The organism is Pseudomonas sp. Irchel s3b2, from assembly GCF_900187445.1.
In the GTDB taxonomy this organism is placed as follows: domain Bacteria; phylum Pseudomonadota; class Gammaproteobacteria; order Pseudomonadales; family Pseudomonadaceae; genus Aquipseudomonas.
This window is the reverse complement of the sequence record NZ_FYEB01000002.1, coordinates 315812-335266: the sequence shown is the minus strand read 5'-3', so window position 1 is coordinate 335266 and position 19455 is coordinate 315812. Positions and strand designations below refer to the sequence as shown.

18 protein-coding genes are annotated in these 19455 nt (G+C 60.1%); 13 read left to right on the top strand and 5 right to left on the bottom strand.

Translation table 11 applies throughout. The annotated features are described in order from the left end of the window. The first annotated feature begins 290 nt into the window (after nucleotides 1–290). The 5 genes from CKW20_RS08375 to CKW20_RS08355 all read left to right on the top strand — a co-directional run bounded on the left by CKW20_RS08375 (nucleotide 291) and on the right by CKW20_RS08355 (nucleotide 5657). Complete coding sequence (locus CKW20_RS08375) at nucleotides 291–1646, top strand: pitrilysin family protein (protein ID WP_095052513.1); 1356 nt, start codon at nucleotides 291–293, stop codon at nucleotides 1644–1646. Beyond that, nucleotides 1639–3129, top strand: a complete 1491-nt coding sequence (locus CKW20_RS08370) for a pitrilysin family protein (RefSeq protein WP_095052512.1) — start codon at nucleotides 1639–1641, stop codon at nucleotides 3127–3129. The genes CKW20_RS08375 and CKW20_RS08370 overlap by 8 nt, the downstream gene beginning before the upstream one ends. Continuing rightward, nucleotides 3129–3740, top strand: a complete 612-nt coding sequence (rsmD, locus tag CKW20_RS08365; RefSeq protein WP_095052511.1) for a 16S rRNA (guanine(966)-N(2))-methyltransferase RsmD — start codon at nucleotides 3129–3131, stop codon at nucleotides 3738–3740. Before CKW20_RS08370 ends, rsmD begins: the two co-directional genes overlap by 1 nt. A gap of 73 nt (nucleotides 3741–3813) precedes the next feature. Beyond that, complete coding sequence (locus CKW20_RS08360; RefSeq protein ID WP_095052510.1) at nucleotides 3814–4824, top strand: hydrolase; 1011 nt, start codon at nucleotides 3814–3816, stop codon at nucleotides 4822–4824. 2 nt (nucleotides 4825–4826) lie between these two features. Continuing rightward, nucleotides 4827–5657: an AraC family transcriptional regulator gene (locus tag CKW20_RS08355; protein WP_095052509.1), complete on the top strand. Its 831-nt coding sequence runs from the start codon at nucleotides 4827–4829 to the stop codon at nucleotides 5655–5657. A 217-nt stretch (nucleotides 5658–5874) separates the two neighbouring features. Here the strand turns inward: CKW20_RS08355 and CKW20_RS08350 are convergent, their stop codons facing one another. Both CKW20_RS08350 and CKW20_RS08345 read right to left on the bottom strand, forming a co-directional pair. Further along, complete coding sequence (locus CKW20_RS08350; RefSeq protein ID WP_095052508.1) at nucleotides 5875–6729, bottom strand: sulfurtransferase; 855 nt, start codon at nucleotides 6727–6729, stop codon at nucleotides 5875–5877. A gap of 57 nt (nucleotides 6730–6786) precedes the next feature. After that, complete coding sequence (locus CKW20_RS08345) at nucleotides 6787–7458, bottom strand: TetR/AcrR family transcriptional regulator (RefSeq protein WP_095052507.1); 672 nt, start codon at nucleotides 7456–7458, stop codon at nucleotides 6787–6789. A gap of 143 nt (nucleotides 7459–7601) precedes the next feature. On the opposite strand from CKW20_RS08345, the gene CKW20_RS08340 reads away from it, so the two are divergent. The 5 genes from CKW20_RS08340 (at nucleotide 7602) to CKW20_RS08320 (ending at nucleotide 12387) form a co-directional block, all read left to right on the top strand. Beyond that, on the top strand, nucleotides 7602–9032 hold the full coding sequence (locus tag CKW20_RS08340; RefSeq protein ID WP_095052506.1) for a coniferyl aldehyde dehydrogenase: 1431 nt from the start codon (nucleotides 7602–7604) through the stop codon (nucleotides 9030–9032). 28 nt (nucleotides 9033–9060) lie between these two features. Beyond that, nucleotides 9061–9606, top strand: coding sequence for a twin-arginine translocation pathway signal protein (locus CKW20_RS08335; protein WP_095052505.1), 546 nt, complete (start codon nucleotides 9061–9063; stop codon nucleotides 9604–9606). Between the two features lie 169 nt (nucleotides 9607–9775). Further along, complete coding sequence (locus CKW20_RS08330) at nucleotides 9776–11371, top strand: GMC family oxidoreductase (RefSeq protein ID WP_095052504.1); 1596 nt, start codon at nucleotides 9776–9778, stop codon at nucleotides 11369–11371. 115 nt (nucleotides 11372–11486) lie between these two features. Next, on the top strand, nucleotides 11487–11966 hold the full coding sequence (gene coaD / locus CKW20_RS08325; RefSeq protein ID WP_095052503.1) for a pantetheine-phosphate adenylyltransferase: 480 nt from the start codon (nucleotides 11487–11489) through the stop codon (nucleotides 11964–11966). Between the two features lie 169 nt (nucleotides 11967–12135). Further along, entirely contained in the window at nucleotides 12136–12387 is a 252-nt protein-coding gene (locus CKW20_RS08320) for a YfhL family 4Fe-4S dicluster ferredoxin (RefSeq protein ID WP_003195146.1), read from the top strand. 125 nt (nucleotides 12388–12512) lie between these two features. Here CKW20_RS08320 and CKW20_RS08315 read toward each other — a convergent pair whose 3' ends face one another. From CKW20_RS08315 to CKW20_RS08305, 3 genes are read right to left on the bottom strand one after another with little or no spacing between them, the layout of a single operon-like run. Further along, a complete protein-coding gene (locus tag CKW20_RS08315) occupies nucleotides 12513–12836 on the bottom strand; it encodes a multidrug transporter (RefSeq protein WP_095052502.1) in 324 nt (107 codons plus the stop codon). A 54-nt stretch (nucleotides 12837–12890) separates the two neighbouring features. Next, nucleotides 12891–13703 (bottom strand): bifunctional DNA-formamidopyrimidine glycosylase/DNA-(apurinic or apyrimidinic site) lyase, encoded by an 813-nt coding sequence (mutM, locus tag CKW20_RS08310; protein WP_095052501.1) that lies wholly within the window; start codon nucleotides 13701–13703, stop codon nucleotides 12891–12893. Nucleotides 13704–13734: 31 nt separating this feature from the next. Then, nucleotides 13735–14547: an HDOD domain-containing protein gene (locus CKW20_RS08305; RefSeq protein WP_176466876.1), complete on the bottom strand. Its 813-nt coding sequence runs from the start codon at nucleotides 14545–14547 to the stop codon at nucleotides 13735–13737. 263 nt (nucleotides 14548–14810) lie between these two features. Here CKW20_RS08305 and CKW20_RS08300 point away from each other — a divergent pair, with 263 nt between their 5' ends. From CKW20_RS08300 to ilvD, 3 genes are all read left to right on the top strand, one after another. Beyond that, nucleotides 14811–16007 carry a class I SAM-dependent rRNA methyltransferase gene (locus CKW20_RS08300; protein WP_095052499.1) on the top strand — a complete coding sequence of 399 codons (1197 nt, stop codon included), beginning with the start codon at nucleotides 14811–14813 and terminating at the stop codon, nucleotides 16005–16007. Nucleotides 16008–16147: 140 nt separating this feature from the next. Then, nucleotides 16148–17350 carry an MFS transporter gene (locus tag CKW20_RS08295; RefSeq protein WP_095052498.1) on the top strand — a complete coding sequence of 401 codons (1203 nt, stop codon included), beginning with the start codon at nucleotides 16148–16150 and terminating at the stop codon, nucleotides 17348–17350. Between the two features lie 259 nt (nucleotides 17351–17609). After that, entirely contained in the window at nucleotides 17610–19451 is a 1842-nt protein-coding gene (ilvD, locus tag CKW20_RS08290; RefSeq protein ID WP_095052497.1) for a dihydroxy-acid dehydratase, read from the top strand. Nucleotides 19452–19455 lie beyond the last annotated feature (4 nt).

Sequence of the window (19455 nt, the reverse complement as noted above, 5' to 3'; positions counted from 1 at the left end):
TAATTCGATGCAGAACAGACTGCGATTCATCCAGCTTGTTCGCGCGCAACATTTTGTCGAGGTACGAACGGCACCTCAAAGATACGATTTCACGAAGGACTAGACCGGCAAAATCGGCGAAAAAGCAGAGTTTAGCTGCTAAACACATGCCTTCCGTCGCAAACCTATACAGCCTGATCAAACACAAAGGCCTGATAGGCGTGGCCGCCAGTAAAACGGATCAGTATCCTAGCACCCTCTCGCCCGCCGACGCTAAGACCAAGCGGGCAGCCCAACAGGTTTAAAAACGAATGAATGCTCTAGCCCGCCGCGCTGCAGGCCTGCTGTTCAGCACAGTTTGTCTGCCCCTTTCAGCCCTGGCTGCCGATCCACAACCCACCCACGAATTCACCCTCGACAACGGCCTGAAGGTTGTCGTGCGCGAAGACCATCGTGCACCGGTCGTCGTTTCCCAGGTCTGGTACAAGGTTGGCTCAAGCTATGAGACCCCGGGCCAGACCGGGCTGTCCCACGCGCTGGAACACATGATGTTCAAGGGCAGCGAGAAAGTCGGCCCCGGCGAAGCGTCGCTGATCTTGCGCGACCTCGGTGCCGAAGAGAACGCCTTCACCAGCGATGACTTCACCGCGTATTACCAAGTGCTGGCCCGTGATCGTCTGGGCGTGGCCTTCGAGCTGGAAGCCGACCGCATGGCCAATCTGCGCCTGCCAGCCGACGAGTTCACCCGCGAGATCGAAGTCATCAAAGAAGAACGTCGCCTGCGCACCGACGACAAGCCGATGTCCAAGGCCTACGAACGCTTCATGGCCATGGCCTACCCTGCCAGCGGTTATCACACGCCGACCATCGGCTGGATGGCGGACCTCGACCGCATGAAGATCGAAGAACTGCGCCACTGGTATCAATCCTGGTATGTGCCGAACAACGCTACCCTGGTAGTGGTCGGTGACGTGACCCCGGACGAAGTCAAAACCCTGGCCCAGCGTTACTTCGGCCCGATCGCCAAGCGCGACGTGCCATCCGCGAAAATCCCGCTGGAACTGGCCGAGCCCGGCGAACGGAAAATCACCCTGCATGTGCAGACTCAATTGCCGAGCCTGATGCTGGCCTTCAACGTGCCGAGCATCGCCACCGCCGAAGACAAGCGATCGGTGAATGCCCTGCGCCTGATCTCCGCACTGCTCGACGGCGGTTACAGCGGCCGGATCCCGACGCAACTGGAACGCGGCGAAGAGCTGGTGTCCGGCGGTTCGTCGAGCTACGACGCCTATACCCGTGGCGACAGCCTGTTCACTTTGTCGGCCACGCCGAACACCCAGAAGAAGAAAACCATGGCCCAGGCGGAAGCCGGCCTGTGGAAACTGCTCGAACAGCTGAAAACCACCGCGCCATCCACTGAAGAACTGGAGCGCGTGCGAGCGCAGGTCATTGCCGGCCTGGTCTACGAGCGTGACTCGATCACCAGCCAGGCCACCGCCATCGGCCAACTGGAAACCGTCGGGCTGTCCTGGAAACTGATGGACACCGAACTCGCCGAACTGGAAAGCGTGACCCCGCAAGACATCCAGAAGGCCGCCAAGCTGTATTTCACCCGCGCACGTCTCAGCGTCGCCCATGTACTGCCCGAGGAGACGACTCATGAGTGAGCGTAAAAAACCGCGCCTGGCCCTGATCGGCCTGATCGTCATTGCAGTGCTCGGCTCCGCCGCCTTCTATTTGTCCAAGCCTGACGAAACCAGCGCCAGCGAAGCCCTCGACAAAGCCAAGTCCAGCCAGAAACTGCAATCGTTGGCAGAACTCGACGGCAAAGCCCCAAGCCGTCGCTCGCTGAACGTGCAGACCTGGAACACCGCCGAAGGCGCCAAGGTATTGTTCGTCGAAGCCCGTGAACTGCCGATGTTCGATATGCGCCTGATTTTCGCCGCTGGCAGCAGTCAGGACGGCGATGCTTCCGGCCTGGCACTGTTGACCAACGCCATGCTCAACGAAGGTGTGGCCGGCAAAGATGTCAGCGCTATCGCCCAGGGCTTCGAAGGCCTGGGGGCCGACTTCGGTAACGGCGCCTATAAAGACATGGCGATTGCCTCGCTGCGCAGTCTCAGTGCCGCGGACAAACGCGAGCCTGCCTTGAAGCTGTTCGCTGAAGTCGTCGGCAAACCGACCTTCCCCGCCGATTCGTTTGCGCGCATCAAGAACCAGATGCTGGCCGGTTTCGAATACCAGAAACAGAACCCCGGCAAACTCGCCAGCCTGGAGCTGATGAACCGCTTGTATGGCGATCACCCGTACGCGCATTCCAGCGACGGCACGGCGAAAAGCATCCCTCCGATCACCCTGGCGCAGTTGCGGGCCTTCCATCAGAAAGCCTACGCCGCCGGCAACGTGGTGATTGCGCTGGTGGGCGATCTGTCCCGCGCCGAGGCCGAGGCGGTTGCCGCACAAGTGTCCGCCGACCTGCCTAAAGGGCCGGCCTTGGCAAAAATCGAACAACCGACCGACCCCAAGTCCAGCATCGGCCACATCGAATTTCCGTCCAAGCAGACCAACCTGATGATCGCGCAACTGGGCATCGACCGTGACGATCCGGACTACGCTGCGCTGTCCTTGGGCAATCAGATCCTTGGCGGCGGTGGCTTCGGCACCCGGTTGATGAGCGAAGTGCGCGAGAAGCGCGGCCTGGCCTATGGCGTGTATTCGGGTTTCAGCCCGATGCAGGTTCGCGGCCCGTTCATGATCAACCTGCAGACCCGCGCCGAGATGAGCGAAGGCACGCTGAAACTGGTGCAGGACGTGCTCGCCGACTACCTTAAAACCGGCCCCACCGAGAAAGAACTCGACGATGCCAAACGTGAACTGGCCGGCAGCTTCCCGCTGTCCACCGCCAGCAACGCCGATATCGTCGGGCAGCTTGGCGCCATGGGTTTTTACAACTTGCCACTGAGCTACCTGGAAGACTTCATGCAGCAGTCCCAGAGCCTGACCGTCGAGCAAGTCAAAGCCGCATTGAACAAACACCTGAGCACGGACAAACTGGTCATCGTCAGCGCTGGCCCGACCGTGCCACAAAAGCCGTTGCCGGCCCCTACTGACAAACCTGCCGAGCAACCGCTCGGGGTTCCGGAGCATTAATGGCCACTCGCCCGAAAAAACCTGTCCACAACGTGCATAACGGTGTGAATCAATTGCGCATCATCGGCGGCGAATGGCGCAGCCGAAAGCTGAGCTTCCCGGACGCCCCGGGCCTGCGACCGACCCCGGACCGGGTACGTGAAACCCTGTTCAACTGGCTCGCGCCTTATGTCGCCGGAGCCAAGGTGTTCGATCCGTTTGCCGGCAGCGGCGCGCTATTTCTGGAAGCCTTGTCCCGCGGCGCGGCCATGGGCCAGGCGCTGGACGCCAGCAACATCGCGGTGTCCAGCCTGAAAGAACATCTGGGCACCCTGCGCTGCACCACCGGCCAGGTACAGACTGCCGACGCCTTGCGCTATCTGGAAACCCAGCCGGCCACTGCGTTCGATCTGGTGTTTCTCGACCCTCCATTCAATCAGAACCTGTTGCCGGTCGTTTGCACTTTGCTCGAAGAGCGTCATTGGCTGAGTGACGATGCGTGGGTCTACACTGAAAGCGAAACGGCACCGTCGATGTTGGGTTTGCCAGAAAATTGGCGCCTGCATCGGGAGCAAAAATCCGGACGGGTGTATTACGCGTTGTGGCAACGTATGGCAGGGATCGCCGGTTAGTCCGGCCTGAAAGAACGGTGCGAAACTCAGTCAGCTAACGCTGCGGGTAAGCACCGCTGCATCGAGAGCAATCGTGTCCCATCTGCCAGAACGTTTCACCCCCGCCTTCACGCCCGCCTACGGTCTGGGTAATCCGCACTTACAAACCCTGTGGGGACCGCTTTGGCGCAAAACCACGCATATCAACCGCGAACGCGAACGTTTGTGGCTCGAAGACGGCGACTTCCTTGACCTGGACTGGCACGGCCCCCACAGCACGAATGCGCCACTGGTGTTGGTGCTGCACGGCCTGACCGGCTCATCGAACTCGCCTTATGTGGCCGGGGTGCAAAAGGCGCTGGGTGCCCAGGGTTGGGCCAGCGTCGCGCTGAACTGGCGAGGCTGCTCCGGCGAGCCCAATCTGTTGCCACGCAGTTACCATTCCGGGGCTAGTGAAGACCTGGCAGAGACTATTAAACATCTGCGGAGCCAACGCCCTCTCGCGCCGCTGTATGCGGTCGGTTATTCCATGGGTGGCAACGTTTTACTCAAGCATCTGGGCGAAACCGGCAGCAACAGCGGCGTACTCGGCGCCGTGGCAGTGTCGGTGCCGTTTCGCCTCGATCACTGCGCCGATCGTATCGGCCAGGGTTTTTCCAAACTCTATCAAGCGCATTTCATGCGAGAGATGGTCGCCTACATCAAGAACAAGCAGCGCAGGTTCCAGCATGAAGGGCATCAGGATGGCCTGGCGGCATTGGAGGCGCTGGGCTCACTGGAGAATATGCGCACCTTCTGGGATTTCGATGGCCGGGTGACCGCACCGCTGAATGGTTTCGCCGATGCCGCGGATTATTATCGCCGCGCGTCGAGTCGTTATTTCCTCGGAGAGATTCGCACACCGACCCTGATCATCCAGGCGGCCGATGACCCGTTTGTCTTTCCTCATAGCCTGCCGCAAGCCGACGAGTTGTCTGCCTGCACGCAATTCGAGTTGCAGGCCAAGGGCGGGCATGTCGGCTTCGTCGACGGCTCGTTCCGGCAACCGGGTTACTACCTGGAACGGCGCATTCCCCAATGGCTGGCCACCACAGGGCGCAAGTAAACATGGGTTCCGATCAGGGTGAGTCGATTCACTTCTGGCAAACGGCGCCGTTGGCTGGCGTCGAGTTGTTGTCCGCACGCTACATCGAACACCGCTTCGCCCCCCATGTGCATGACGGCTATGTAATCGGCATGATCATGGCCGGCGCCCAGCGTTATCGCTATCGAGGCGCCGAGCATCTGGCGGGCAGCGGCACGCTGGTGCTGATCAATCCGGATGAACTGCACACCGGCCACAAAGGTACGGAGGACGGTTGGTTGTACCGGGCGTTTTATCCCGACAGTGGGCAGATTCTTTCACTGCTGGAGGAACTCGAACTGCCGACCGATACCTTGCCGGCGTTTGGCGCCACGTTGTATCGCGATCCGGATCTGGTGAAGGGGTTCTGCCAATTGCATTGTTTGCTGGAGAGCCCGTCCACGGCCCTGCAGCAACAAACCGTCTGGCGGGAAATGATGCTGTCGCTGTTGCAACGTCACGCAGCCGTTCCGATCGCCAGCAGACCCGGCAAGGAACATCGGGCGGTGACCCTGGCAAAGGAACTGCTGCAATCACGATTGGCGGCGCCGCCTTCGCTGGAAGAACTGGCGTCGACGGTGAACCTGTCGCCCTTTCACTTCGCCCGGGTATTCCGCAGAGCCACCGGCATGCCGCCACACACCTGGTTGATGCAGCAACGTATTGCCCGGGCACGGGCACTGTTACAGCGCGGCTGCCTGCCGCTGGAAGTCGCGACGCGGCTGGGCTTTGCCGACCAGAGCCATCTGAGTCGGCAATTCAAGCAGGTTTACGGGGTTGGGCCGGGGGCGTATCGCAGCGCGCGGCAGCTGTGAAATCCCAAGAGCACCTTATTACCCCTGTGGGAGCGAGCCTTTGTGGCGAGGGGACTTGCCCCCGTTGGAGTGCGAAGCGCTCCCGAAGCCAGCGGATGCGGTGCTTCAGTTAAACCTCGTCGTCCGATTTGCGACTGCTTCGCAGCCGAACGGGGCGATGCGGCGTTCCGACAAGCCCCCTCGCCACAAGAGGCTGGCTCCCACAATGGATTGGGGATTACTCGCCCTTGGCGACGCCTCGCGCAGGATCGTTGATCCACTCGCTCCACGACCCGGCATACAACGCTCCCAACGGATAACCCGCCAGGCACAGGGAGAACAAGTTGTGGCAAGCGGTCACACCGGAACCGCAATACGCGACCAAGTCCGCCGGTGAACGATCACCGAGCTTCGCGGTAAACCGCTGCTTGAGCTGTTCGGCCGACAGGAACCGCCCGTCGCTGCCCAGGTTATCGGTGAACGCGGCACATTGTGCGCCGGGGATGTGCCCGGCAACCGGATCGATCGGCTCCACTTCGCCCTTGAAGCGCGGCAAGCCGCGGGCGTCGAGCAAGGTCAGCGCGGGCTGGCCGAGACGTTGCTGGAGTTGTTCGGCGCTGAGCACCAACGAAGCATCCGGCGTCCCGGTGAAGGTGCCACGGGTAACCGACGGCGAATCAAGACTCAGGGGCAACCCGGCGGCATGCCAGGCTTTCAGCCCGCCATCGAGAATGAACACGCCATCGCGCTTGCCCAGCCACGCCAGCAACCACCAGGCCCGCGCCGCGTAGGCGCCGGGACCATCATCGTACAAAACCACTTCGCTGTCGGCGTTGATGCCCCAGGTTTGCAAGCGTTCGATCAAGTCGGCGGGGTCGGGCAATGGATGACGCCCGGTAACCCCCTTGACCACTGCCCCGCTCAAATCACGCTCAAGATCGGCAAAGCTCGATCCGGCAATATGCCCTTCGGCGTAGCTGCGCTGACCGTAATCAGGGTCTTCGAGGGCAAACCGACAATCCAGAATCACCAGCCCAGGCGTTTCCTTTTTCAGGTCCAACGCTTGCGGGCTGATCAGTTGCGCAATGGGCATAACGGGCTCCTGTGATGTTGTCGGCTTCAATCCTACCGCACTCTTTATCCCACTTCTTTATCCCGCTTCTTCCAGCGCCTGGGCCAGCGGCACATAAAACTCTTCGAACAGTGCATTCACTGCATTGCGAGATTGATCGGTGACGAACCCGGCCTCCAGCACCAGCACCTGATAAACGCCACGTTTGATGGCCTGTTCGCTCAGATGGTTGGAATTTTCCCGCGTGGTGCACAGAAAACGCACCCACGAGGTGAGGATGATCCAGGCATTGAGGGTCAGGGATTCGATCTGAACCTTATCCATGCACAGAATGCCCGCCTCGACGAAGCCCGCGTAGATGTGCGTGCCCTGGATCAGGCAGCGCTGGGAAAAACGCCGGTAACGGGCGGCCAGCTCGGGATCGCTGTCGAGCAAATGCTCAAGGTCGCGATGCAGGAAGCGGTAGCGCCACATGGCAGAGAGCAATTCCTTGAGGTAGAAGCGCTTGTCTTCGACTGTCGCGGCCCGCCCCTGGGGCGGGCGCAGGAAGCTGTCCACCAGGCTTTCGTACTCACTGAACAATACGGCGATGATCGCCTGCTTGTTGGGGAAGTGGTAGTACAGGTTGCCCGGGGAAATCTCCATGTGGGCAGCAATGTGGTTGGTGCTGATGCTGCGCTCGCCCTGCTGATTGAACAGCTCCAGGCTGTTCTGCACGATGCGCTCGCTGGTTTTGATCCGAGGGGCCATGGCTTGAGCTTTAATTCAGAGTGCGGTGATGGGCATCTTACGACCTATCCGCGGATGGATAAACAAGCTGCACCAGGATGGCATTTGACTTTATAGAGCATAGACTCTAAAAGTGCCTCATTCCAATAAATCCGGAGCCGACCATGCCTGCTGACATCGCCTACCTGAAAAACCTGCAGCAGCCCCTGGACGAGCTCCAAACCCTGTTCGACGCTCAACGCGCGGCATATGCGGCCCATCCGATGCCCCCCGCGGCTCAGCGCCAGCAATGGCTAAAAGCGTTGCGGGATCTGCTGAGCAATGAGCGCCAGGCCCTGATCGATGCCATCAGCCAGGATTTCAGCCACCGCAGCGCCGATGAAACCCTGCTCGCCGAATTGATGCCCAGCCTACACGGCATTCACTACGCCAGCCGGCATCTCAAAACCTGGATGAAAACCTCGCGACGCAAAGTCGGCATCGCCTTTCAGCCGGCGTCGGCCAAAGTCGTTTATCAGCCGTTGGGCGTGGTCGGAGTGATCGTGCCGTGGAACTACCCGCTTTATCTGGCCATCGGGCCGCTGGTGGGCGCGTTGTCGGCGGGCAACCGGGTGATGCTCAAACTCAGCGAATCGACCCCGGCCACCGGTTTGTTGCTCAAGGAACTGCTGGGTCGAATCTTTCCCCAGGACCTGGTCTGCGTGGTACTGGGTGAGGCCGATATCGGCGTGGCGTTCTCCCAACTGCGTTTCGATCACTTGCTGTTCACTGGCGGCACCAGTATCGGCAAACATGTGATGCGCGCGGCGGCCGAGAATCTGACCCCGGTGACCCTCGAACTGGGCGGCAAGTCTCCGGCCATCGTTTCCCGCGATGTGCCACTCAAGGATGCCGCCGAACGCATCGCTTTCGGCAAGACCCTCAACGCCGGGCAAACCTGTGTCGCCCCGGACTATGTGCTGGTGCCGGAAGACCGCGTCGGATCTTTCGTCGAAGCCTATCGTCAGGCGGTTCGCGGTTTTTATCCGACGCTGGCCGACAACCCGGACTACACCGCCATCATCAATGATCGACAACTGGCGCGCCTCAACGGCTACCTCAGCGACGCCACCAGCAAGGGCGCGCTGCTGATTCCACTGTTCGATCAGGGCCAGGGCCGACGCATGAGTCATAGCGTGCTACTCAACGTCAGCGATGAGATGACGGTGATGCAGGACGAAATCTTCGGCCCGTTACTGCCGATCGTGCCGTACAAGGATCTTGATGAAGCGTTTGCCTACATCAACCAACGGCCTCGTCCGCTGGCGCTGTATTACTTCGGCTATGACAAGCGCGAGCAAAAACGCGTCCTCGACGAAACCCATTCCGGCGGCGTTTGCCTCAATGACACCTTGCTGCACGTGGCTCAGGACGACATGCCGTTCGGCGGCATCGGTGCCTCGGGCATGGGCCACTACCACGGCCACGAGGGCTTCCTGACCTTCAGCAAGGCCAAAGGCGTGCTGATCAAACAGCGTTTCAATGCGGCGAAGCTGATCTATCCGCCCTACGGAAAATCCATTCAGAAACTGATCCAGAAGCTGTTTATCCGCTAACGATCATCACCGCCGGGTAATAACAATAATGAGCCCAAGCCTGTCCGACACACCCGCGCTGTCACGGCGCGGCCTGCTTAAATTCAGCCTCGGCGCCAGCGCCTTTCTGGCCACCGCCGGATTAGGCGCGAGCCTCAGCGGCTGCTCGTCGAGCAACCCGGCCAGCGGTTTCGCGATTCTGCGCAGCAGTGACCTGGAGTTTCTGCGGGCAGTGATTCCGGTGATGCTCGATGGCGCCGTGGCCGTCGACAAAATGCCGGCCGCCGTCGACCAGACCCTGCACTGCCTGGATAACGGTCTGAATCACCTATCGCCGGAAATGCTCAAACTGACCCGGCAATTGTTCGATGTGTTGGGGATGGCCGTGACTCGCGGCCCATTGACCGGGATCTGGGGCAGTTGGGAAAACGCCAGCAGCGAAGAGATCCAGCGCTTTCTCGACCGCTGGGAAAACAGCTCGTTGAGCCTGTTGCGCATGGGCCATAGCTCGTTGCTGCAAATGGTGATGATGGCGTGGTACAGCCGGGCGGAGTCGTGGGCGCATTGCGGGTATCCCGGGCCGCCAACCGTTTGAAATCGTGGTGACGCCTTCGCGGGCAAGTCGGATCGCCGCCCGCTCGCTCCTACAAGGTTTGAGTCGTTCACAAAAGGGTGGTCTACCTCAGACTCTGTAGGAGCGAGGCTTGCCCGCGAAGACGTCAGCTACCTCACCACCGAATCCAAAATAATAAGAGACCCCAAACATGCCCGTACCCGATCCATTCCGCGAAGGCCTCGCCCGTGGCTGGAAAACCTACAACGGCGCCCGACTGACCCAGGACCTGACCTTAGACGCGGATGTAGCGATCATCGGCAGCGGTGCCGGCGGCGGGACGACCGCCGAAATCCTCAGCGCCGCCGGCTACAAGGTGTTGCTGATCGAAGAAGGTCCGCTCAAGACCAGCAGCGACTTCAAGATGCTCGAAGACCAGGCCTACACCAGCCTCTATCAGGAAGGCATCGGCCGCATGAGCAAGGACGGCGCGATCACCATCCTCCAGGGCCGGGCAGTGGGAGGCACCACGCTGATCAACTGGACCTCGAGCTTCCGCACCCCGGATCCGACATTGGAGCACTGGGCCAAGGAGCATGACGTCAAAGGCCACACGTCGGCCGAGATGGCGCCCTGGTTCGAGCAAATGGAGCAGCGCCTGGGTGTCGCCCCATGGCTGGTGCCGCCCAACGCGAATAACGACTTCATCCGCAAAGGCTGTGAAAAGCTCGGTTACGCCTGGCATGTGATCCCGCGCAACGTGCGCGGCTGCTGGAATATCGGCTACTGCGGTATGGGTTGTCCGACCAACGCCAAGCAATCGATGCTGGTCACGACCATTCCGGCGACCCTGGAAAAAGGTGGCGAGCTGCTCTATCTGGCCCGCGCCGAAAAGCTGTCGATCAAAGATGGCAGGGTCACTGACTTGCAATGTGTGGCGATGGATGAACGTTGCGTTGCGCCCACCGGACGCACGATTACGGTCAAGGCGCGGCATTACGTGTTGGCCGGCGGCGGGATCAATAGCCCGGCGCTGCTATTGCGCTCCGAAGCGCCGGATCCGCACGAGCGGCTGGGCAAACGGACCTTCCTGCACCTGGTAAACATGTCCGCCGGGCTGTTCGATGAGGTGATCAACCCGTTCTACGGCGCGCCGCAGTCGATCTATTCCGACCATTTCCAGTGGCAGGATGGCACTACCGGCAAGATGTCCTACAAGCTGGAAGTCCCGCCGCTGCACCCGGCGCTGGCCAGCACTCTGCTCGGCGGTTTCGGCACGGAAAGCGCCCGGCATATGGAAAACCTGCCGCACACCCACGCCATGCTGGCGTTGCTGCGGGACGGTTTTCACCCGGACAGCCCCGGCGGCAGCGTCGAATTGCGCGGTGACGGCACACCGGTGCTCGATTATCAGGTTTCACCTTACGCCTGGGACGGGTTGCGCCGGGCTTTCCACAGCATGGCCGAGATCCAGTTCGCCGGTGGCGCCAACGCCGTGATGCCGATGCACGCCGACGCTCGTTACGTGAAAACCCTCGCCGAAGCTCGCGCATTGATCGACGATTTGAGCCTTGAGTTGTATCGCACGCGACTGGGCAGTGCCCATGTGATGGGCGGTTGCGCCATGGGTGAAGACCCGAAAAAAGCTGTGACCGACAGCCTCGGCCGACATCACCAGTTGGGCAATTTGTCGATTCACGACGGCTCGCTTTTCCCCACCAGCATTGGCGCAAATCCCCAATTGTCGGTCTACGGGTTGACGGCGCAATTGGCGACTTTGCTGGCCGAACGCTTGAAAAACCCATGAAAACGCGGAATATTCCCATCGTCTATAGTGCTTTCTTACCCAAAAGGCGACTTGGCCGACCGGGAAGGCTGCGATACCATCCGACTCCCCAACGGATTCCCGCCAGGACGACGCGATGAACCGAGTGTTGTACCCAGGTACCTTCGACCCTATTACCAAGGGCCATGGCGATCTGGTCGAACGCGCCTCGCGCCTGTTCGATCACGTGATCATCGCCGTCGCCGCCAGCCCCAAAAAAAACCCGCTGTTTCCCCTGGAACAACGTGTGGAGCTGGCCCGCGAGGTCACCAAACATTTGCCGAACGTTGAAGTCGTCGGCTTCTCGACGTTGCTCGCGCATTTTGCCAAAGAGAAGAATGCCAACGTATTCCTGCGTGGTTTACGCGCGGTATCGGACTTCGAATACGAATTCCAGCTGGCCAACATGAACCGCCAACTGGCGCCGGATGTGGAAAGCCTGTTTCTTACCCCATCCGAGCGTTATTCGTTCATTTCCTCGACGCTGGTTCGTGAAATCGCAGCCTTGGGTGGCGATATCACCAAGTTCGTCCACCCGGTGGTGGCCGACGCCCTCACCCTGCGCTTCAAGAAATAACCCCCGTTGCAGGAGGTGCGGTGCGGCGGTTCGACTTGCCAGCGAACGAACCACGCAGTGCACCTGATACACCGCCTTCGCCAGCAAGCTGGCTCCTACAGCAACAATGCGGCACAATTGTGCGCATTGGTTTATTGCGCCCGGGCCTGCCGCCCTGGCTGGAGTTAGCATGTCCCTGATCATCACCGACGATTGCATCAACTGCGACGTCTGCGAACCCGAGTGCCCGAACGCCGCCATCTCCCAGGGCGAAGAGATCTACGTGATCGACCCGAACCTGTGCACACAATGTGTCGGCCACTACGACGAACCGCAGTGCCAGCAGGTCTGCCCGGTAGATTGCATCCCGCTGGACGAGGCTCATCCGGAGACTGAAGAACAGTTGATGGAGAAATACCGGAAGATTACCGGCAAGGCTTGATTCATTTGGCGCCTGTCAGGGCGTCTTCGCGGGCAAGCCTCGCTCCTACAGAGTTCCATCGTTCACGAATGCCGGGTACGACTCGAACCTGTAGGAGCGAGGCTTGCCCGCGAAGCTCTTAGAGTTCACTCCCGCTGCTCAAACCCCTCCCCGATACACCCCAGGCACCGCACAAATGCGGCTTTCGCCGGATCGACCACCAACGCCTGCCCCGCATCGCCAATGCCGCCACCCAGCGCGGTAAACGGCAACGACAGCACAAACGCCCCGGCGCCGATCACCGTCGCCGCGACCAGTAATGGTCGGGCAATCAGTAAATCGCCAAGCATGGCGTAAGCCGGTGGGTTCTGAATGGTGTAACGAGGATCGCCGCTGCCGTTCTCGGCCGCCAGCGTGGGCGCACCGACGCTCAGCAGCAGCGCAACGACAAGGGTTCGAAACAGATTCATGGCACGGTCCTTCGGCTAGGCAGTGAGAACACTGACTATAGACCGTAGCCGATATCAGCTCTGACAGCGCGGACAAAAAACACTGGCGCGCTGCCCCAGTTTGACCTCCCGCAGGCCTGTGCCACAGACCTTGCAGTGTTCACCTCCACGGCCGTACACGAACAGTTCCTGCTGGAAGTAACCCGGCTGACCGTCGCCACCGATAAAGTCGCGCAGCGTAGTGCCGCCCCGTTCGATAGCGGCGGCCAAGATCCGCTTGATCTCGATCGCCAGCTTCAAATAGCGCGTCCGGGAAATGCTCTTGGCTTCGCGCCGAGGGTCAATGCCGGCCGCAAACAGTGCTTCGGTCGCGTAGATATTGCCGACGCCGACCACCACCGCGTTGTCCATGATGAACGGCTTGACCGCCATGGAGCGTCCGCGGGATTGCTGGAACAGGCGCTCGCCGTCAAACAGATCGGTCAACGGCTCCGGCCCCAGGCGAATCAGCAGTTCATGGTTCAGCGGATCGAGACTCCAGAGCATCGCCCCAAACCGTCGCGGGTCGGTGTAACGCAGCGCCAGGCCTGATTCCAGTTCGATGTCCACATGCTCATGCTTGGCCGCCGGCATGCCGACTTCCACCAGCCGCAGATTCCCCGACATCCCCAAGTGACTGATCAGCGTGCCGACTTCGGCATTGATCAACAGGTACTTGGCACGCCGTTCCACCAGTACGATACGCTGGCCGGACAGCCGCACATCCAGGTCTTCGGGGATCGGCCAGCGCAGACGGCGCTCACGCACGATCACCCGGCTGACACGCTGGCCTTCCAGGTGCGGTGCAATTCCGCGGCGGGTGGTTTCGACTTCCGGCAGTTCAGGCATGGGGTTCTCGAATCAGGCGAAGGTTCGACACTCAACGCGTGGAGAGGTCGCGAATCTCTTGTTTCTGGGTTTCGAAATCGTATTCCGATAGCCCCATGTAATCGAGCACCAAGGGCCCGACACTGTTCCATTCATGGTCTTCGGACTGGTTGCCCAGCACCCGGAAGGAGGCGCAAATGTGCTCGGCCATCTTCAGGATCGCCAGCAGGTTTTTCAGCGGCGTGTTGCGCGACGACTCATCGCTGAAAATGGCCAGGGCGTTGTGATGGTTGGCAATGGCCTGGGTGACATGTTCCGGCAGGCGCCAGGATTTGGCGGTGTAATACCCGACCACGGCGTGGTTGGTGTTGTATTGCCTGTTCTCGGTATCCACCACACGGCATTCGGCGCTGGCGTTGCCATAGGCCTGTTCCAGCACTTTCATGTAATCGGGGAATTTCTTGAGCATCAACGGGATGCCGCAATCGTGGAACAACCCCAGCGCATAGGCTTCATCACCGGCCTGGACACCGACGCGCTTGGCCAGGGTCAGGCACGTCATCGCCACGTCCTGCGCCGTGTCCCAGAAACGGTTGAGGGTGACGATGGCGTCGTCGTTCAGCTCGCCCTTGATCGACTGCGCATTGATCAGGTTGATGATCGAACGGCTGCCCAACAGGTTCACCGCCCGCTGGATCGCGGTGATTTTGTTACTCAAGCCGTAGTACGGCGAGTTGACGATTTTCAGCAAGGCACCGGAAAGGCCTGGGTCCTGGGAGATCAGCTTCGCGATCACTTCCAGGTCCGGGTCAGGCATGTACTGCTCCATCTGCAGATCCACCATGATCTGCGGCTGGGGCGGCACGCTGATGCCTTGCAGGGACTGTTGAATCTGTTCGGTCGTCAACTCTTGGGACATAAGTACGCACTCCGGGTCAGGCGGGGATTCTAACCCTGTAGGAGCGGGCTTGCCCGCGAAAGCGTGGGCACAGTCAACATTGATGTCGCCCGACATACCGCTTTCGCGGGCAAGTTCGCTCCTACAGGCCTCATCCGCGTTTCATCGACCACCAAACCCGCTACTCCCTCAACACGCTATACTCCCGCTCTTTTTTCCGGAGCGACGTCATGTCCCTGCCTAGCCTGCGCCTCAAAGCCAACGCCGACCGTCGCCTGCGAAACGGCCATCTGTGGGTCTACAGCAACGAAATCGATGTAGCCGCCACCCCTTTGCACGGCTTCAAGGCCGGCGATCAGGCAATCCTCGAAGCCGCCGGCGGCAAGCCGCTGGGCATCGTTGCCATGAGCCCGAACAACCTGATCTGCGCTCGCCTGCTGTCGCGCGACATCAAGTTGCCGCTGGACAAGTCGCTGCTAGTGCATCGCCTGAACGTTGCCCTGTCCCTGCGCGATCGCCTGTTCGACAAGCCGTTCTATCGTCTGGTCTATGGCGATTCCGATCTGCTGCCAGGCCTGGTGGTCGACCGTTTCGGCGATATCCTGGTAGTCCAGATCGCCTCGGCGACCATGGAAGCTCACAAAGATGACGTGATCGCGGCGCTGACCCAAGTGCTCAAGCCAAGCGGCATTCTGTTCAAGAACGACTCCGCCGCCCGTGATGCCGAAGGCCTCAACCGCTACGTCGAAACCGTATTCGGCCTCGTGCCCGAGTGGGTTGCGCTGGAAGAGAACGGCGTGAAATTCGAAGCGCCCGTCATCCAGGGGCAGAAAACCGGCTGGTTCTACGACCACCGTATGAACCGCGCGCGCCTGGCACCTTATGCCAAGGGCAAACGCGTACTGGACTTGTACAGCTACATCGGCGGCTGGGGCGTTCAAGCGGCTGCCTTCGGCGCCAGTGAAGTGTTCTGCGTCGATGCTTCGGCCTTCGCCCTCGACGGCGTCGAGCGCAACGCCGCACTGAACGGCGTCGCCGAAAAAATGACCTGCATCGAAGGCGACGTGTTCGAAGCCCTGAAGGAACTGAAAGCCAGCGAAGAGCGTTTCGACGTCATCGTGGCCGACCCTCCTGCCTTCATCAAACGCAAGAAAGACATGAAAAATGGTGAAGGCGCCTACCGTCGCCTGAACGAGCAAGCCATGCGCCTGCTCAGCAAGGACGGCATCCTGGTCAGCGCTTCGTGCTCGATGCACCTGCCGGAAGACGATCTGCAGAACATTTTGCTGACCAGCGCCCGTCACCTGGACCGCAACATCCAGATGCTGGAGCGCGGCGGCCAGGGGCCGGATCACCCGGTACACCCGGCGATTGCCGAGACTCGGTATATCAAGAGCATCACCTGCCGTCTGCTGCCAAACAGCTAACCCCCCTCCTGTAGGAGCAATCGAGCGTCGGCCGGCTGCTCCTACAACAGATACAGAAAGGGCCTACGCTCGCCTGCATTGACTTGCCTCTTCGTCAAATCAATCCTCGTCCACCCCTCACGGAACGAGCGCGTTGATTGATGACCCACGCCAAAAACACCCAAGAAAAGCCGTTAATCGTCCTGTTGCTGATGACCATGACACTGCTGGGTGTTTTCCCATTGGACGTGGTTCTTCCTTCCTTTCCCGACATGTCGGTCTATTTCCAGACCTCGCCGCCCGACGTTGCCCTCTCCGTCAGTGTGTTTGCCATCAGCCTGGCGTTTTCCGTGATGCTGGTGGGGCCGCTTTCGGATAGGTGGGGTCGCAAAAAACTGTTGCTGGGAGGTATCGCCATCGCGGCCATTGGCGCGGTTGGATGCGCAGTTTCCAGCGAATACAGCTGGTTTCTGTTTTTTCGTGTGGTCCAGGCGATCGGTTGCGGGTCCTTCTCGCTGTCACAGGCGCTGGTGCAGGATTTATTCATCGGCCATGAAAGGCAGCGGCTCAGGATCTGGATGGTGACCGGAAGCGGCGTCTTCATTTCAATTTCCCCCCTGCTGGGGACTTGGCTGCAATTGCAGTTTGGCTGGCAAGGCAGCTTTTATGTGTTTGTCACGCTAGCCGTTTTTGGCGGGTTAAGCGCTTGTTTGCTACTCAAGGAATCCTCGTCTAGCCGCACGGCATCGATTGGGGGATTTTTCCGTGTTTACGGGTATGTGTGTTCGGATGCTCGCTTCATGAGCTATTGGCTGATTTCAGCCTTGGCCTTCGCCTGTCATTTCTCGTTCATCGTCACTTCACCCAATATTTTCATGGAGAACCTGCCCCTTTCACCGTACGAATTCGCTTGGACGTTGTTGCTGTACGGCGTTGCCTATGTGGGCGGCGGCGGTGTAGCCAGCGTTTTGCATCGACACCTGCAAGCCAATACCCAGATCATTATTGGCCTGGTGCTGATCGCTGCTTCAGGTGTGGTGATGCTATGGCTGACTCACCACTTCGGTCTCTCTGCCGCCACGGTGCTGATATCCATGCTGATTTGTACGATCGGAACCACCATCGTCAGGCCAGTCGTCAACTGCGCAGCCATGAATATCCACCCGCAATACGCCGGAACATCGACGTCGGTCGGCGCCGTGCTGATCTTCATGTGCGGCGGCGTGATCAGCGCGGTGATCAATCTATCGCCCGAAGACCTGACCACGACATTAGCCCTGTGCTTTCTGACATCGAGCTTCGCAGGCCTTGGACTGAATGCATTGATCATCCAACGGAATAAACAGGCACTCGATATCGGGTAGTAACCCGCCGATCGTCACCCCACACGCTCCATCAGTGCTGGATCAACATTTTCCGGCATTCCCTCCAGCCGCCAGCGGTGTAGAATCGCGAGATTCATCGCCAGTCATCCCCCGGCGGGTTTATGAGCTCAAGCTGAAGCGCGCGGCGATCCCGCAAAGTTATCGGCAACTTCCGGACACACGGCCATTTCTGAGTGTTCCAGACGTCAATAGAAGCTCACTTCCCTTTTGATACCTGATTAGCCGCCCGGAGTGCTTCATGCCTGATTACCGCTCGAAAACATCCACCCACGGCCGCAACATGGCCGGTGCCCGCGCACTGTGGCGCGCCACGGGGATGAAAGATGACGACTTCAAGAAGCCGATCATCGCCATTGCCAACTCCTTTACCCAGTTCGTACCGGGCCATGTGCACCTCAAGGATCTGGGGCAACTGGTCGCTCGCGAAATCGAACGGGCCGGCGGCGTCGCCAAAGAATTCAACACCATCGCCGTAGATGACGGCATCGCCATGGGCCACGACGGCATGCTCTATTCGCTGCCGAGCCGCGAGATCATCGCCGACTCCGTCGAATACATGGTCAACGCCCACTGCGCCGACGCCATCGTGTGCATCTCCAACTGCGACAAGATCACCCCTGGCATGTTGATGGCGTCTCTGCGCCTGAACATCCCAGTGATCTTCGTGTCCGGCGGTCCGATGGAAGCCGGCAAGACCAAACTGGCCAGCCACGGTCTCGACCTGGTCGATGCCATGGTGATCGCCGCCGACTCCAGCGCGTCCGACGAGAAAGTCGCCGAGTACGAGCGTAGTGCCTGCCCTACTTGCGGCTCCTGTTCCGGCATGTTCACCGCCAACTCGATGAACTGCCTGGTTGAAGCCCTGGGACTGGCATTGCCGGGCAACGGTTCGACCCTGGCCACCCACAGCGACCGCGAACAGCTGTTCCTGCAAGCCGGCCGCACCATCGTCGAGCTGTGCAAGCGTTACTACGGCGAGAACGATGAGTCGGTGTTACCGCGCAACATCGCCAACTTCAAGGCGTTTGAAAACGCCATGACCCTGGACATCGCCATGGGCGGTTCCACCAACACCATCCTGCACTTGCTGGCCGCGGCCCAGGAAGCCGAGATCGATTTCGACCTGCGCGACATCGACCGTCTCTCCCGCCATGTACCGCAATTGTGCAAGGTCGCGCCGAACATCCAGAAATACCACATGGAAGACGTGCACCGTGCCGGCGGGATCTTCAGCATCCTTGGCTCTCTGGCCCGTGGTGGCCTGCTGCACACCGATCTGCCGACCGTGCACAGCAAGACCATGGCCGAAGGTATCGCCAAGTGGGACATCACCCAGACTAACGACGAAGCGGTGCATCACTTCTTCAAGGCCGGTCCCGCGGGTATCCCGACGCAAACCGCGTTCAGCCAGTCGACCCGTTGGGAAACCCTGGATGACGACCGTGAAAACGGCTGCATCCGCAGTGTCGAACACGCTTACTCGAAAGAAGGCGGCCTGGCCGTTCTGTACGGCAACATCGCTCTGGACGGCTGCGTGGTGAAAACCGCCGGCGTCGACGAGTCGATCCACGTCTTCGAAGGCAACGCGAAGATCTTCGAAAGCCAGGACAGCGCCGTACGCGGCATCCTCGCCGACGAAGTGAAGGCCGGCGACATCGTGATCATTCGTTACGAAGGCCCGAAAGGTGGCCCGGGCATGCAGGAAATGCTGTACCCGACGTCTTACCTGAAATCCAAAGGCCTGGGCAAAGCCTGCGCCCTGCTGACCGATGGCCGCTTCTCCGGCGGCACTTCGGGCCTGTCCATCGGCCACGCTTCGCCGGAAGCCGCTGCCGGCGGCGCGATCGGTCTGGTGCAGGATGGTGACAAGGTGCTGATCGACATTCCGAACCGCTCGATCAACCTGTTGATCAGCGATGAAGAAATGGCCGCGCGCCGTGTCGAGCAGGACAAGAAAGGCTGGAAGCCGGTGGAAGTGCGTCCACGTAAAGTGACCACTGCGCTGAAAGCCTATGCCCTGTTAGCCACCAGCGCCGACAAAGGTGCGGTACGTAACAAGGCGATGCTTGACGGGTTGTAAGCGT

Coding starts and splice junctions, on each gene's coding strand:
- CKW20_RS08375 (WP_095052513.1), top strand. CDS start 291: ATGAATGCTCTAGCCCGCCGCGCTGCAGGCCTGCTGTTCAGCACAGTT.
- CKW20_RS08370 (WP_095052512.1), top strand. CDS start 1,639: ATGAGTGAGCGTAAAAAACCGCGCCTGGCCCTGATCGGCCTGATCGTC.
- rsmD (WP_095052511.1), top strand. CDS start 3,129: ATGGCCACTCGCCCGAAAAAACCTGTCCACAACGTGCATAACGGTGTG.
- CKW20_RS08355 (WP_095052509.1), top strand. CDS start 4,827: ATGGGTTCCGATCAGGGTGAGTCGATTCACTTCTGGCAAACGGCGCCG.
- CKW20_RS08350 (WP_095052508.1), bottom strand. CDS start 6,729: ATGCCCATTGCGCAACTGATCAGCCCGCAAGCGTTGGACCTGAAAAAG.
- CKW20_RS08345 (WP_095052507.1), bottom strand. CDS start 7,458: ATGGCCCCTCGGATCAAAACCAGCGAGCGCATCGTGCAGAACAGCCTG.
- CKW20_RS08340 (WP_095052506.1), top strand. CDS start 7,602: ATGCCTGCTGACATCGCCTACCTGAAAAACCTGCAGCAGCCCCTGGAC.
- CKW20_RS08335 (WP_095052505.1), top strand. CDS start 9,061: ATGAGCCCAAGCCTGTCCGACACACCCGCGCTGTCACGGCGCGGCCTG.
- CKW20_RS08330 (WP_095052504.1), top strand. CDS start 9,776: ATGCCCGTACCCGATCCATTCCGCGAAGGCCTCGCCCGTGGCTGGAAA.
- coaD (WP_095052503.1), top strand. CDS start 11,487: ATGAACCGAGTGTTGTACCCAGGTACCTTCGACCCTATTACCAAGGGC.
- CKW20_RS08320 (WP_003195146.1), top strand. CDS start 12,136: ATGTCCCTGATCATCACCGACGATTGCATCAACTGCGACGTCTGCGAA.
- CKW20_RS08315 (WP_095052502.1), bottom strand. CDS start 12,836: ATGAATCTGTTTCGAACCCTTGTCGTTGCGCTGCTGCTGAGCGTCGGT.
- mutM (WP_095052501.1), bottom strand. CDS start 13,703: ATGCCTGAACTGCCGGAAGTCGAAACCACCCGCCGCGGAATTGCACCG.
- CKW20_RS08300 (WP_095052499.1), top strand. CDS start 14,811: ATGTCCCTGCCTAGCCTGCGCCTCAAAGCCAACGCCGACCGTCGCCTG.
- CKW20_RS08295 (WP_095052498.1), top strand. CDS start 16,148: ATGACCCACGCCAAAAACACCCAAGAAAAGCCGTTAATCGTCCTGTTG.
- ilvD (WP_095052497.1), top strand. CDS start 17,610: ATGCCTGATTACCGCTCGAAAACATCCACCCACGGCCGCAACATGGCC.